Origin of the sequence: Acinetobacter sp. NS-4, from assembly GCF_037402435.1 — a bacterium.
In the GTDB taxonomy this organism is placed as follows: Bacteria; Pseudomonadota; Gammaproteobacteria; order Pseudomonadales; family Moraxellaceae; genus Acinetobacter.
On sequence record NZ_JBBEUE010000021.1, the window covers coordinates 16189 to 30539 of the forward strand.

Consider the following 14351-nt stretch of genomic DNA (forward strand, 5'->3'; position numbering starts at 1 on the left):
CTGATTTGAACTTGAACAATCATATAAAGAAGCATAAAATTGCAGATAGTTAGTTACCCTGGTTAACTATTATGAATTCCTTACTCGGGTTTCGTCCTTCACTGCTGCGCTGCGCACGAATGATGAGTGATGAAATCAATACAATTTTACTTCCCTATCAGCTTAATTATTCCTTATGGCAAATCCTCTTTGTAATTCAGGAAAAGCATGGTTGTACCTCTATAGAAATGGCAGACTATTTAAATGTGTCCAAGCCATCGATTGCCAAGCGTATACATGTGCTGATGCAAATGGGTGTTTTGAGCCAAATCGAAACTGAAGACAAACGTCAAAAAAAACTGATGCTGAGTGATCAAGGCATAGCACTTTTTCAACAGTGTGCTGCCGAAATAGACAACTTTGAAAGACAGCTGATTCAAAATCTGGATCAGCAAGATATTCAACGCTCCATCAAGATTCTGCATGCCATCATAAATGATCTTGAAATCAACAAAACAGGTGAACAGCATGAGTGATAATGCCCCCTTATGGACAAGAAATTTTATTCTTGTCAGTTCCATTAACTTTCAGCTGGTACTGACCTTTTATCTTCTTGTGGTGGTCATTGTCGGTTATGCCGTTGCTGAACTGGGTGCGACAACTGCTCAGGCAGGTCTGGTTTCCGGATTATTTATTGTCGGCACCCTGATTGGCCGTTTGCTTGTCGGTCAGTTTCTGCAACGTTTTGGCCAAAAGACCACCATAATTGTGGGTTTAATCGGATTTCTGATTTTTTCCGGATTCTATTTCATTCCCCTGAATGTTGCTACCTTGCTGGGTGTACGTTTCATGCATGGTTTTATGATGGGCATGGCATCAACTGTATTGGGAACCATCATTGCCCAGATTTTACCGCCAACCCGTCGTGGTGAAGGTATTGGCTACTACAGCATGAGCAGTACCTTGGGTACCGCGATTGGTCCGTTCCTGGCCATATGGATGATGCTGCATGTCGGTTATAACGCGATTTTTGCCTTATCTACCCTCATTGCTGTGTGCTGTTTAATTGTGGCGTTGATGATTCAAGTTCCCAACTTACCACAACATCCCAAAACAGTTGAAACTCAAGTCAGTGTAAAAAAACCAAGTTTTATTTCCCAGTTCATTGAAATGAAGGCCCTGCCTATTTCAATCATTATGCTATTGGCATCGATTTGCTATTCGGGTGTGCTGTCCTTTATCAATTTCTATGCCAAAGAAATCGATCTGGTTGAAACCGCTTCTTTCTTCTTTTTGATGTATGCCATTGCCATCTTGATATCACGACCATTTACTGGCCCACTGATGGATCGTAAAGGTGAAAACATCATTATGTATCCGGCCTTTATCATCATGGCCATTGCCCTGGTTTTATTAAGTCAGGCACACAGTTCATTTATGCTGTTACTGTGTGCAGGCTTACTCGGTTTTGGCTATGGCAACATTCAGTCGGTTTGCCAAACTGTGGCCGTGAAAAGTGCCAACATTGAACGGATGGGCTTTGCCACCTCAACCTTTTTCATTTTCCTCGATGCAGGCCTGGGTTTTGGTCCTTATTTCATTGGTCAGGCACTCGACTATATTTCCTATGCACAGTTGTATTTTTATAGTGCTATGGCTGTATTGGCTTGTATCGTCATCTATTTTCTTTTGCATGGACGTACTGCAAGCAAACATCAACAGGCTTCTGCTTAAAGCTTAAGTATCACACATTCAATTTAAATCTGTAATTCAAACGACGGTGATACTCCAAAGAGTGAGCCCCGTTTTTTATAAATAGCTGAAAGAAAAAAAAGCAATATTCGAAGATTATCTTCTAAAAAATTATCTGCTATAAAAAATAAACCACACCCTCCTTGAGCCAATCATAAAATACAGTTTGATGACTTGGCGCAAGAAAGGATGCTGATCTAAAAATTATTTAAACACTTTAAAACGAACTGCATCATCCATATAGCCTTTGTCTTTGGCTTCACCTTCTACCGAACCAAACACGAGCTGGGCACGAAGTTTCCAGCTGGCAGGAATACCCCATTCTGCATGAACCTGTTCATCGACAATCGGGTTGTAATGCTGAAGCGAAGCACCCAAGCCATCTGTATGTAAGGCCGTCCAAGTGGCAAACTGGGCAATCGCAGTTGAATGTTCCGCCCAAACCGGGAAGTTGTCGGCATATGACGGGAACTGCTCTTGCAAGCCTTGAATCACATCCATATCTTCAAAGAATAAAACCGTACCCACGCCCGCAGCAAAGCTGTCCATTTTGGCACTGGTTTTTGCTGCGCTTTCTTCGTCTTTTGCATAGGCCTTAAGTTGTTCTTTTACAAAGCCCCAAAATTTCTCATGCTGCTCATTAAACAAAATCACTGCACGTGAAGATTGCGAGTTAAACGATGATGGACTTTGCTTAATGGCATGCTTGATCAAATCAGTTAAATATTCAGGACTTTGCTCTACATTTTTACCTATGGCATAAATGGTACGGCGTTTATTAATTAAATCTAAAAACTGATTCGACATTTGATGAAATCCTTTGATATTTCTTCGGGAAGATTTTAGACAAGCTGCCCACACTGTTAAGCAAATGTGAAATATCAACTTTTACAACAATGCAGACAAATACTTGCAGTGAGCCTACCATATGCAATAACTATTACAATTTCTAGTATATTTTATTGATAATTAAATCTTTAATTTTTTATATGCAAAGGTTTAATTCACTCAAAGCAGTTTTAAGATATTCTATCTTAATAAAAAAATCCTCCAATATTTGGAGGATTTTTACTATATTTCAGCAAAGTTTAGAATTTAGCATTCAACACATTTTGTGCCACTTTATTCTTCCAGAGATCTCGTAAAGTTGGCAAATAGAATTTTTCACCAATTTCGACCAACTCGGCATCAATCAATGCATGAACTTCATGCATAAATAGATAATCAAGTTCAACTGTTTTCAATTTTGGCTGGCTTTTGGCAAAGGCTTTACGCTTTTGTTGTGCAGTTTTAACCAATTGATCTGCATAATTTTTATTTTTAAATTGGGAAATTGCATTTAAACGTAATTCAATAATCCCCCAGCCACCCACCAATAATTTGAACAATTCAAAATCTTCAGTGGTTGATTCCCAGGTCATTTCATCCAGATTTTCATCATTAGGAAGTACCGGAAGTAGCAGCTCCATCACACTTGGGAAAATCTTCTTAAAATTCAAAATAAATTTAACAGGATGCTCACCCGGATAATCCTTGAATTGCACCTTTTTCTGAACATCTGTTAAATAAATATCGAACATTGAAAATTTTCCTAGATAGATTACTGTTTTACAAGCATTTATTTTTACCTTGCAAAACTAATGCAAAATAAGTGCAAAGCAGTAATAAAAAATGAAATGCATTTTAGCAATTATGCCAATTTATTCAACGCTAAATTAAGCTTTATAAATCTCACTAATTGGGGACATATGCTCTTATTTCGACATATAAATAAAAAAGCTTAAGACAAAACAATCAAAACTTGGTTCTATTTCTATATTGGGCATACAATTAAAAAGCTCAATTAAAGCAAACCCTATTTCGGCCAGCGTTTTTAGCTTTGTATAAACGTTTATCTGCAATTTCTAAAGCACTAATGAACTGAGATTCTGTATCTATTCGAGCTGCACCAAAACTTACAGTAGCTTTAATATTATTAATAAAAAGTTGATCTTCAATTTTTTTGCGTAAGCGCTCAACTAAAGCTAATGAAGATTTTTCATCTGAACTTTGCAGCAATATAATAAATTCTTCTCCGCCATATCTGCCGATAACATCACCTTCCCTAATGTTGGATCTGCATATGTCCGCAATTGTGCACAAGATTTTATCCCCTACGGTATGTCCCCATGTATCATTTATAATCTTGAAATGATCAACATCACACATCACAAGATAAACTTCACCATGCTGCATTTTTTTAAACAAATCTTCTGTTTTTTCTAGAAAACCATTACGGTTATACAGCTGCGTTAAAGGATCTTTCAACCTTTCTTCATTAATGATACTAAACCTTTCTTTTACAGCTACAGCTGAAACGACAATTGCAAACCACAGACTGAGGAGTATATTTACTGCAATCATCATCATCCACCACTTTGTTGTGGCTAAGGTGACCATTTGCACATTTTGAAGGTATACAATGACTATTAAAGTTCTGATAACCGCATAAGCAACTAAGAGAAAGTAACTAAAGCATAAAAGCTTTTCCAAGACCTCTGTTCTTTTCAATAAAGCATACACTTTCGGAAGTGCTAAGGCCTCTAAACATAAAATCACAATATTAATTATGACTATGCGTGGCCATAACTGCTCATCGATATACTTGAAATATAAAAGTGAAGCCATAGCCGCTATCACAAAAAGCGAAGCTACAAATATATTTAACCTGGAATTGGCTTTTAACAGCATTCCATGTGCGACTGCCCACGCCCCGCCTAAATAGAAAAGTGCAAACCAGGGTGCAGTCAGTTTCAGTTGTACATTGGTCATCAGAGTTTGTGCACCTAATGCTACTGATGGCAAAATACAACTCAGACCCATCCACAATAAATATTGGGGAGCTTTAAAGCATAAATGTGCAACAACAAAGACGGCACCAATGAGCATTAAGCAAATCGGGTAAACTAACAAAAAATACTGGGTATCTGGTAAGTTCACGGACTGAATGACACCTAGAGCTGTGTAGTTTTTATTCTAAATTGTTTAGCTAAAATTATTCAATAAATATTTATTTTTAATAATAAAAGCTGTATTTTTTATCATTCCTGCTCTTAAGAAGTTCGTTAATTCACATTTTATCTGATTGCCGGGCAGGAATGCTAAGAACTGTCCAATAATGAAATATGTAATCATAATTAAAATTGTGACTACCAGTATGGTCTGGTTATTTACTCTTCCGTTTTTCTATAGGGCTTTAAAGGATGTAAATCCTGATCACTTTCGTGAACATCTAAATGATTTACCAAACCTAACAGTACTAACTCTTCATCAATTATTTGACCAGTTACTCTTTCCTTATGGATTGGCTTGGGTCTACTTCTAATTCCTGGCATTTGGTTTACTGGTTACTTAGGACACCGACATTTAACTTATCACTCCAAAACCACAGATACTTTTCTTAAATAAAAAATCCAATCAGAGGTAATTGAAGTTAACATAAAGGTTAAGAAAATGATTTATATCCAAATAATTTTTCATTTCGTATAGGGTATATTAAGTTAATTTTAGAAATACTTAAAAATGAAGAAATTAGAAATCATCTTTTCAGTAATTTTAATCCTCGTTATTTTGTATGGAATCCAATGGATGTTTCATGGTTTTCCAACAGGAAATTAGCATTTGTCTAGCAAGTCTTCCTTCTGATTCAAGGTGAGTAATCGTTTTAATGCTTTAACATTACATCAATACCGAAATGGCGCAAAATGACAGCCCAGGCAAGAAAAATAAGGATAGTCATTACGCAACACATGGCTAGAGACAGCCAGAATCCACAATGCTGATAAAGTATTGGAAATGCTAAAAACATAGGTAAGGTCGGGACTACATACCAAAAAGTATACCAAGCATGATTGGAAATTTTCTGGGGATCTTGATTTTCAATTTTCATCCATATCAGCACCAGTACCGTTACCATAGGTAAGGCTGCAATCAATCCCCCACACGGTCACTACGTTTGGCCACTTCTGAAATTAGTATGACCATCCCAGCAGTTATAGCATATTTAGCAATAAGCCAAACCATATGCATTTCCTATATGAAATAAAAACTCTATTTTATAGGTCGTTTAAATCACCTACACGCTTTATTCGATCTATAGATTATTAAATAAACAAAAAATTTATCATTCTTGTCATCGATTTAAGTTGTATGACGAATCAAAAAATTTAGCTGTGTAATCAAAATTATGGCTTTGGAAAATTAACAAAGGTCTCACAAAGTTGTGAGACCTTTTCATAAATTAAACAGTGATATTCTGTGCCTTGGTTTGTTCCTCTATTTCTCGAAAGTCATTGGATTTTGTATTTTTCTTCCTATTTTTAACTTTCTTATAACAATATCCTGCTGCCACACCTGCACCAATTAAAGTTAATAATTTCATATTTCACCTCAACCAATCAGAAATTCAAGCATATATAACTATCACTTATACCGATTGCACTCCAAGCCCAGTTCGATAGCTTTTTGTATAGTAGGTAAATTTATGTGTATTAAATAAAGCTCACCTTTTGATGAGCTTCTACTTTCTGACTATTCACTATAAATCTGTACTAACAAACACACTTTCAATAAAAGCATCTGCTTCATGATCATCCAGTACTTCAATGTTTACGTCTAAATGAATAACTTCAGCCCCAGTCTTTTCTTTAAATTCTGCGAATTTTTGGGTAAGAAATTCTTGTATTTCATCTTCAAGCTTGGTTCTTTCAATGCGATATTCTTTTAGTGCTTCTTTCACAGACAATCCCCATGGGCTTTTAATTGTGCAATTAATTTACCATAAAGATCAAAAAAGCCCACCATTTGACGAGCTTTTAAATTAAAACATCAAGCATAATCAATCATCGGCAGTTAATTTCTCCATATCTTGTACGCATATATGCCCCACATAAAAAACCACTGATGATCAATTGATAGCTGTTCCCGTCCTTAGATGCTTATTTCACATTAGGTGAAACCATATTTTCAGGAATCACCACGGCATCAAACTGTTCCGCAGTCACCAGATTCAATTCGACCGCGACCTGTTTTAAGGTTTTACCTTGCTTATAAGCCGTTTTTGCCACCTTCGCTGCATTTTCATAACCAATTACCGGGTTTAAGGCGGTCACTAACATCAGTGAGTTATGCAAAAAATGATCAATTTTTTCACGGTTCGGTTCAATACCAATCGCGCAGTGATCATTAAAACTATTACATGCATCACCCAATAACTGAATCGATTGCAATAAGTTAAATGCTATCACCGGCATGAACACATTCAGCTCAAAATTACCCGAAGCCCCTGCCACGTTAATGGTCGTGTCATTTCCCAGCACTTGCGCTACCACCATGGTCATGGCTTCACTTTGGGTTGGATTGACCTTGCCCGGCATAATGCTTGAACCTGGTTCATTTTCAGGAATGCGAATTTCGCCAAAGCCACAACGCGGACCACTGGCCAACCAGCGAATGTCATTGGCAATTTTATTTAAACTGCTGGCTAAAGTTTTTAAGGCACCCGATGCAAATACTGCGGCATCCCGCGCAGCTAAGGCTTCAAATTTATTCGGTGCAGTCACAAAAGGTAAACCGGTTAATGTAGCCAACTGTGCTGCTGCTTTGACCGCATATTCAGGATGTGCATTTAACCCCGTTCCGACCGCTGTACCACCTAAAGGCAATTCATATAAACCCAATAAGGCATAATGCAAACGCTTTAAAGCATGCTCAAGTTGTGACACATAGCCACTAAATTCCTGACCCAGTGTTAAAGGTGTGGCATCCTGTAAATGAGTACGGCCAATTTTAACAATATCTGAAAATTCTTTTGATTTCGCTTCTAATGTATCGCGTAGACGTGCGACCGCAGGAATCAGCAGTTCATTGATCTGTAAACTTGCTGCCACATGAATGGCGGTTGGAAATGAGTCATTGGTTGACTGCGCACGATTGACATGATCATTAGGATGCACCGGTTTTTGTGCACCTAAAGGATTGCCCAGTTTCTGGTTGGCAATATTAGCAATCACTTCATTGCAGTTCATATTGCTTTGCGTGCCTGAACCGGTTTGCCAAACCACCAACGGAAATTGGCTATCCCATTTCCCGCTAATGACTTCTTCTGCAGCATCAACAATATAATGTGACAATTCATGAGGAATTTGATCTAACTCGGCATTGGTAATGGCTGCTGCCTTTTTTACCAGCCCCATGGCACGAATCATTGGCCGTGGTAAACGCTCCTGTCCGATTTTAAAGTTTTGCAAACTACGCTGTGTTTGCGCACCCCACATTGCTTCACTGGGAACTTCTACATCGCCCATCGTGTCGTGTTCAATACGTGTCTGCATCATCAACCTCATTTCCATTTTATAGCTTTAGCCAATTCATCTGTTTTGACATATTCAATGATCTTAATCAAATATTTTATTAACTTAAATGATTATTATTTACATTTTATTTATTAATGTCCTTTTAATGTTTGCTGATAAAAACGCCAGCCATCTTCAACAATCTGGGTAATACTGCGTTTCGGTTGCCATTGTAAAATTTCATGGGCTTTTTCCGCAGTTGCACCGACCTGATCCATTTCCGCATAACTATAAAATGGGGCATCAATGGTTTTAATTTCAGTCTGGGTAACTTTAGCCACTTCACTCAGCAAAGCGCGAATGGATATATTCTGCCCGGCTATATTAAACGCATCACAGGTATAGGGCTGAGTCCTGAGCCACTTTAAAGTTGCCATAATGGCATCGCAGCAGTCCAGCACGTGTAAGAAGCTACGTTCTACAGTGCGGTCCAAGGTCTGCGCTTGCTGACGCAGCTCAATATATTCACGCTGTCTGGCTGCTGCCTGTAAGGCCAATGGAATAATATTTTTCGGTAAAGGAGCAACAAATTCTCCAAGCACGGCGTGTTCAAAAGCACCGGCAATATTGCACAATCTTAAAATGGCAATTTTCCATTCACTGTCGGTCAAAGCAGTATCACGGATGATTTCTTCCACCATTTGTTGTGATTTTACATAGGGGTTCGGATAAGAATAGTTAAAAGGCACATCCTCGGTCAGGATCAGACTCGACTGCCCATATACTGCCAAACTGGATAAATGAATCAACGTTCGGATTCCTGTGCGCTGCATGGCGCGCAACAGACTCATGATACAACTGACATTATCGTTATAATATTCCAGCGGTTTCAGTGCCGATTCTTCTATCGATTTAAAACCGGCAGTATGAATGACCGCTTCTACAGAATATTGTTCAAAAACTTTGTTTAAAGCGGGGGTGTTGCGAATATCAATTTTGACAAAGGGCACATAGCTGCCCGAAATATATTCAAGTCGTTCTAAGGTTTGTAAATTTGCATTGGATAAATTGTCGACAATGATGACTTCTTGTCCATGAGCCATCAGGCTTAACGCAATATGTGAGCCTATAAAGCCTAAACCACCAGTCACTAAAATCATTGTATACTACCCTTTTCTTATGAAGTTTGGATGCATCAATATTGGATTGGGCATTCCTCAAGTGAATTTCGATGAGCACCTTATTACTAATTACCTCCGCTCCAACCTCGATCTATGCATGGCACGCGCTAGGTCTGGCACAGGCCTTACAGGCTAAAAAGCAGCCATTTCGCGTGTTTTTCTATCAGGACGGAGTCGCTGTTGCGAATGACTTACAATGGGTTCCAGATGACCAGCGTAATTTGACTAAAGAATGGCAGAAGCTGGCCATTCGCTTACCGGTATGTGTCAGTGCTGCTTTGGCGCGGGGTATTTCGGATCAGGAAAATGCTAAACGACATCAGATTAGCCAACATAATCTTGCTCAAGGCTTTGAACTGGTTGGACTGGGTGAACTTGCCGATGCAGTACAATCAACACAACGTCTGATTCAATTCTAAGATGTTATTTTTGGGAATTTGTTGCTTTTAAAAGGTAAATTGTGTGAAATCTGTACTCGTTATTCTAACTCAAGCAAATCTTGCCAATTTACAAGTGCATGAAAGCTTGTCTGCCACTATGGTACTGGCAACGTTTGGCTGTGAAGTCAAAGTTTTGTTGCAAGATGCCGCCCTAAGTTTACTGCATTCAGAAATACAATTTGATCAGCTTAAACATGCCTTTAAAGTCGCTTCGAACATGGTCGATAGCTTTGAATTTTACGATTTAAGTCCGGTGCTGGTGGAAAATAAAAACCGTAACGCCATCTTCGTTGCTCAGGCTCAACAAGATATTGAATTTGTTGAATTCAATCCTGGGCTGATTCAAAGTTTCGATTTTGTGCTGTACTGGTAAAGATGACGAGTGAAACAATAATGACGCATAAAAGTTTATATTTGCTACAAAGCAGTTTTTCAGCGACACCCGCTGCTCTGAAAAAATTAGCACAACTCTACGGCCCTGAAGATAGTGTTGTACTGATGGGCGAATCGGTCTTACAGTTTCAACAGCCATTTTTGCAACAGCTGGATCATATCTATGTGCTGGATACAGATGCAGAAATTTTGGCAGGACAATCATCACAACATCTGCAGATTATTTCTTATGCCGAATTTGCAGATCTTTGCCTGAATTATAGCCGTTGTATCCGTTTGAACTAATTTGAGATTAATGATGAATTTAGAACTTGACCAAGATGGTCACTTAGTCGATTACACCATTTGGAATGAACAGGTTGCGCAAGAATTAGCAAACACTTTAAGTTTAGAACTTACAACATGGCATTTTGAAGTCTTGCATGCCGTGCGCCAGTTCTATCAGCAGTTTGGACATTCACCGGCCACCCGTCCGCTGATTAAATTTCTAATGAAAACAGTCAGTGCCGACATCAATAATGCGGTATTACAAGATAGGTTTCAGACCGGTTTAGTGGCACGTCATTTAAGCCGTCTGGCAGGGATTCCCAAACCGCCCAATTGTCTATAATGCCCAGCAGTTGGATTAGGGCTGGGGCTTGCGTTGTTGCAGATAATTGAAATAATCCGGAGTCAGTTCAGCTTTAATGTGCTTGGCGTGAATGGTTTCATTACATTCTGAACAGACCAGACGTGGCGTCATGCTATGCCCGCAGCTTTGATGAATGTATTGCATGGGCTGTCCCAGATCTTTATTCATCCATTGGTCTGCCCAATGTGCCATAGACATTAAAATGGGATAAAGTGCCAGCCCTTTTTCCGTCAGGCAATATTCATATCGCTCTTGCCGCTGTACATAGGGCTTTTTGACTAAAATACCATGCTCGACCAAATGCTTTAAACGGTCAGACAGCACATGGCGGGTAATACCCAGATTTTGCTGAAAGGATTCAAAACGGCGCATGCCTAAAAAAGCATTTCGCAAAATCAGCACAGTCCAGCGGTCGCCAATCACCGATAAGGTTCGGGCAATTGAACAGGGTTGTTCGCCAATTTCGTCCCATTTCATTGTGTTGAGTCACCGCGCTTAAATTGATACTAAAATGAATCGGTTTACGAATTTTTGCAAGGAATTTGTAGCTGCTCGCATGTCTGAATCGTAATCCATCCTCATGGCTCAATACCGCTGTTCAACTTTGGCTATTCGGAAATACATGAGCCTAAATCAGGACAATGATTCCTCCTAAAATAATAAGAATGTATCCATAAAAATCAAAAAAACAATACTGGAATGAAGGTAGCAAACATACCTTAAAAATGAATTTTATCCTGATTTTCTTCAATAATTTTTAACCATGCCCGCGTGGCAGGATTCATGGCAACCGTGGTATTCCAGGCCATGCTTAAAGTCCAGTTCAGGTTGGGACTTTCCAGTAGGCTGATGTTATATTTTTCCTGATCGAGCTGTTCACAATAAATTTTGGGTAATAAGGCAATGCCGACATCAGATTCGACCATTTTGGCAATAAAGTCCCATTGACTGCTTTTACACACCACATGCGGTTCAAAACCGACATAATTTGCGGCCTGAATAATCATATTGTTTAAACTGAAGGTGTCGTCATAGAGCAAAAACGACTCTTCTTTTAATTCAATAAGCTGAACTTTTTTCCGGTCTTTCCAATAGCTTGCTTTACGTGAAAGCAGACATAATGGTGAATCCATTATTGGAATTCCACTGAATTGCGGTTTTAAATGCCCCAGTAAAATCCCGACATCAACTTTTTTGGCCAAAATCGCCTCTTCAATGCCAGATGCCCCAACTTCCAGAAACCTTAATTCTATATGCGGATATTGTTTGTGAAATTTGGCAATCAGGCTACTTAAAAGTACCGAACCCAGTGGCGGCAAGCCCAGTATGAGCTTGCCCTTCCGTAAATGCCGAACTTGCTCAATGGAGTCAAAAATACGCTGCTGTTCTTCTATAATCACCAAAGCATGTTGATAAATCTGTTCGCCCATATAAGTAAGTAAAACTTCACGTTTACGTCCAGCTTGTCCCTTGTGAAATAAGGCTACCCCGGTTTCTTCTTCCAGTTGGCGAATTGCTTTACTGATGGTGGGCTGGGTCACGCACAGATGTTCAGCTGTACGGGTAAAGCTTTGCAATTGCACAAGTTTGACAAAAATATTCAGGCTCTTAATATCCACAAATATTCCAAATAAGCATAATCTTTTTCTTATTATTCATAATTGACCAAGTCAGTCAAATTTAAAATATATGAAAATTCTCCTATTAAGACGATGGCTATGTCACAACGATATTCGCACTTTTTGCTGATTGTGCTGCAACTCTGCATTTTAATCACAATCTGGTTTTTAGGCTCAGTCATTCAGCATGCCTTCAATTTGCCAATTTCCGCGGGTGTGATCGGACTATTGCTGTTACTGGCTGCATTGCTGACAGGGTTCTTTAAAGTGCAATGGGTCAAAACCGGTACTGACTTTATTCTGGCAGAACTGGTTTTATTATTTATTCCCTGCGTAGTCGGCCTGGTCAAATATAAAAACCTATTTCTCGCTCAAGGCTGGCAACTGGTTTTGGCTGTCGTCTTGGGAACCCTGTGCGTGATGGTAATTACCGCATATAGCGTACACCTTGGCTTTAAAATTGAATCACGTTTAAAGCAGCGTCAGCACAGCCAAGAAGCAACCCTGCTTAAACACGGGGAATAATATGAACATGATTGCAGTGCTTTGTTTTGTTCTTACGATTGTGGGATACATCTTGACGAAAAAGCTTTATCGCAAGTTTCCTTATATGCTGCTTTCCCCGGCACTTTTTGTGCCTTTTTTGTTGATCATTTTCATGGTCGTATTTCATATTTCCTATGACACTTATATGCAAGAAAGTCATTGGATTGTGTGGATGCTGGGTCCGGCAACCGTTGCCTTTGCCATTCCAATTTTTGAGTATCGTCAGGTTATTAAAGAGCATGCCATTTCAATTGGTTTAGGTATTGTGATTGGCATGCTGGCAGGTGTGATGAGTGCTTTTTACTTGGCTAAACTGTTTCAGTTTGATCAGGAAACATCTTATAGTCTCATGGCACGGTCTATTTCGACCCCCTTCGCAATGGAATTAACTTCACATATAGGTGGTTCGGTTGAACTGGTCATTTTATTTACCATGATTACAGGCATTGCTGGCGGCGTACTTGCAGATTTCGTACTCTTAAGTTTAAAGCTCAATTCACGTTTTGCCCAAGGTGCTGCTCTGGGTAATTCGGCACATGGTTTTGGCACCAATAAGGCCTTCATGCGCCATAAAGAAGAAGGCGTGGTTGCCTGTTTAAGCATGGTACTTGCGGGGGTATTTATGGTGTTGTTTGGGCCTGCAATTATTTCAATTGTTGTCACTTATTTATAAATAAAAAGTACAAATAATGTGGAAGTGATCAGCATGATCATTTCCTACTTTAGAACCGAATAAGAGGTAGATAGAAGCTAGCTATAACAAAACTCAAAAGACTGATCGCCTCTGTAATTTCAATTCCTGCCCCTACGGTATCTCCAGTAATGCCCCCAATGCGCTGCATAAATTTGGATCTTAAATAAAGCACTGTCGTTATAAAACAGATACTGCTCAAAATACCAGACCAGCCCCAATATGCGGATGCCACTAAACACAAGCTAATCACAAAAATTGCAGCAGTTTTTGGAATAAATTCTGCTATGGAAGATCCCAAACCTTTGGCACGTACATAGCGCGTGCTTAAAAATAACATCAGAGGTACCAAACGCCCGAGTAGCGGAAATAAAATCAGCGCTGAATAAAGTTGCTGTTCTAACAGCACATAAATTGCTGACCATTTTAATAAGCACACAATGAATAGGCTCAGTACACCAATCGGGCCACAACTCGGGTCTTTCATGATGGCCAAGGTACGTTCAGGATCACCAAATCCACCTACCCAGGCATCGGCAGTATCGGCCAGACCATCCAGATGCAAACCGCCTGTCAGCCAAATCCAGACCACCAGCAGCAAACTGCTTAATAAGATGACTGGAATTGCCTGCAAGCTCAGTGCGAGTCCAAACAGGATCAATCCGATCATCAAACCCACAACTGGATAAAACAGCAAGGATTGCCCATTTTGCTGTTTCGTAGGCATTGCTTTGAGTTGTATGGGGAAAGTCGTTAAAAACTGTAGTGCGATCAAAAATGGAGTCAT

Annotated in this window: 18 protein-coding genes; 8 read left to right on the plus strand and 10 right to left on the minus strand. The window is 39.4% G+C overall.

Going from position 1 to position 14351, the window contains the following annotated elements:
• Positions 1-71: 71 nt before the first annotated feature.
• Complete coding sequence (locus WAE57_RS13865; RefSeq protein WP_337711026.1) at positions 72-515, plus strand: winged helix DNA-binding protein; 444 nt, start codon at positions 72-74, stop codon at positions 513-515.
• Complete coding sequence (locus tag WAE57_RS13870) at positions 508-1713, plus strand: MFS transporter (protein ID WP_337711027.1); 1206 nt, start codon at positions 508-510, stop codon at positions 1711-1713. Before WAE57_RS13865 ends, WAE57_RS13870 begins: the two co-directional genes overlap by 8 nt.
• A 222-nt stretch (positions 1714-1935) precedes the next feature.
• On the opposite strand, the gene WAE57_RS13875 is transcribed toward WAE57_RS13870, so the two are convergent.
• The 7 genes from WAE57_RS13875 to WAE57_RS13905 form a co-directional block, all read right to left on the minus strand.
• Positions 1936-2538, minus strand: a complete 603-nt coding sequence (locus WAE57_RS13875; RefSeq protein WP_337711028.1) for a nitroreductase family protein — start codon at positions 2536-2538, stop codon at positions 1936-1938.
• 281 nt (positions 2539-2819) lie between these two features.
• A complete protein-coding gene (locus WAE57_RS13880; protein ID WP_237787333.1) occupies positions 2820-3311 on the minus strand; it encodes a hypothetical protein in 492 nt (163 codons plus the stop codon).
• 259 nt (positions 3312-3570) lie between these two features.
• Positions 3571-4710: a GGDEF domain-containing protein gene (locus tag WAE57_RS13885; RefSeq protein ID WP_337711029.1), complete on the minus strand. Its 1140-nt coding sequence runs from the start codon at positions 4708-4710 to the stop codon at positions 3571-3573.
• Positions 4711-6010: 1300 nt separating this feature from the next.
• Positions 6011-6151: a hypothetical protein gene (locus tag WAE57_RS13890; RefSeq protein WP_171264022.1), complete on the minus strand. Its 141-nt coding sequence runs from the start codon at positions 6149-6151 to the stop codon at positions 6011-6013.
• Between the two features lie 156 nt (positions 6152-6307).
• A complete protein-coding gene (locus tag WAE57_RS13895; RefSeq protein WP_086175719.1) occupies positions 6308-6508 on the minus strand; it encodes a hypothetical protein in 201 nt (66 codons plus the stop codon).
• Between the two features lie 199 nt (positions 6509-6707).
• Complete coding sequence (fumC, locus tag WAE57_RS13900) at positions 6708-8102, minus strand: class II fumarate hydratase (protein WP_337711063.1); 1395 nt, start codon at positions 8100-8102, stop codon at positions 6708-6710.
• Positions 8103-8215: 113 nt separating this feature from the next.
• The gene (locus WAE57_RS13905; protein WP_337711030.1) at positions 8216-9223 is read right to left on the minus strand and encodes an SDR family NAD(P)-dependent oxidoreductase; all 1008 of its coding nucleotides are present in this window, start codon (positions 9221-9223) and stop codon (positions 8216-8218) included.
• 71 nt (positions 9224-9294) lie between these two features.
• On the opposite strand from WAE57_RS13905, the gene tusD reads away from it, so the two are divergent.
• From tusD to WAE57_RS13925, 4 genes are read left to right on the plus strand one after another with little or no spacing between them, the layout of a single operon-like run.
• Positions 9295-9663: a sulfurtransferase complex subunit TusD gene (gene tusD / locus WAE57_RS13910; protein ID WP_337711031.1), complete on the plus strand. Its 369-nt coding sequence runs from the start codon at positions 9295-9297 to the stop codon at positions 9661-9663.
• Between the two features lie 43 nt (positions 9664-9706).
• The gene (locus tag WAE57_RS13915; protein ID WP_337711032.1) at positions 9707-10057 is read left to right on the plus strand and encodes a hypothetical protein; all 351 of its coding nucleotides are present in this window, start codon (positions 9707-9709) and stop codon (positions 10055-10057) included.
• A 20-nt stretch (positions 10058-10077) separates the two neighbouring features.
• A complete protein-coding gene (locus WAE57_RS13920; RefSeq protein WP_337711033.1) occupies positions 10078-10362 on the plus strand; it encodes a DsrH/TusB family sulfur metabolism protein in 285 nt (94 codons plus the stop codon).
• 13 nt (positions 10363-10375) lie between these two features.
• A complete protein-coding gene (locus tag WAE57_RS13925) occupies positions 10376-10687 on the plus strand; it encodes a TusE/DsrC/DsvC family sulfur relay protein (RefSeq protein ID WP_337711034.1) in 312 nt (103 codons plus the stop codon).
• Positions 10688-10702: 15 nt separating this feature from the next.
• On the opposite strand, the gene WAE57_RS13930 is transcribed toward WAE57_RS13925, so the two are convergent.
• Both WAE57_RS13930 and WAE57_RS13935 read right to left on the minus strand, forming a co-directional pair.
• Complete coding sequence (locus WAE57_RS13930) at positions 10703-11185, minus strand: helix-turn-helix domain-containing protein (RefSeq protein WP_337711035.1); 483 nt, start codon at positions 11183-11185, stop codon at positions 10703-10705.
• A gap of 242 nt (positions 11186-11427) precedes the next feature.
• Complete coding sequence (locus WAE57_RS13935; protein ID WP_337711036.1) at positions 11428-12327, minus strand: LysR family transcriptional regulator; 900 nt, start codon at positions 12325-12327, stop codon at positions 11428-11430.
• A 93-nt stretch (positions 12328-12420) separates the two neighbouring features.
• Between WAE57_RS13935 and WAE57_RS13940 the strand changes: the two genes are divergently transcribed.
• Both WAE57_RS13940 and WAE57_RS13945 read left to right on the plus strand, forming a co-directional pair.
• Positions 12421-12852: a CidA/LrgA family protein gene (locus WAE57_RS13940; protein WP_337711037.1), complete on the plus strand. Its 432-nt coding sequence runs from the start codon at positions 12421-12423 to the stop codon at positions 12850-12852.
• 1 nt (position 12853) lies between these two features.
• Positions 12854-13546: an LrgB family protein gene (locus WAE57_RS13945; protein WP_337711038.1), complete on the plus strand. Its 693-nt coding sequence runs from the start codon at positions 12854-12856 to the stop codon at positions 13544-13546.
• Positions 13547-13595: 49 nt separating this feature from the next.
• Here WAE57_RS13945 and WAE57_RS13950 read toward each other — a convergent pair whose 3' ends face one another.
• Complete coding sequence (locus tag WAE57_RS13950) at positions 13596-14351, minus strand: adenosylcobinamide-GDP ribazoletransferase (protein ID WP_337711039.1); 756 nt, start codon at positions 14349-14351, stop codon at positions 13596-13598.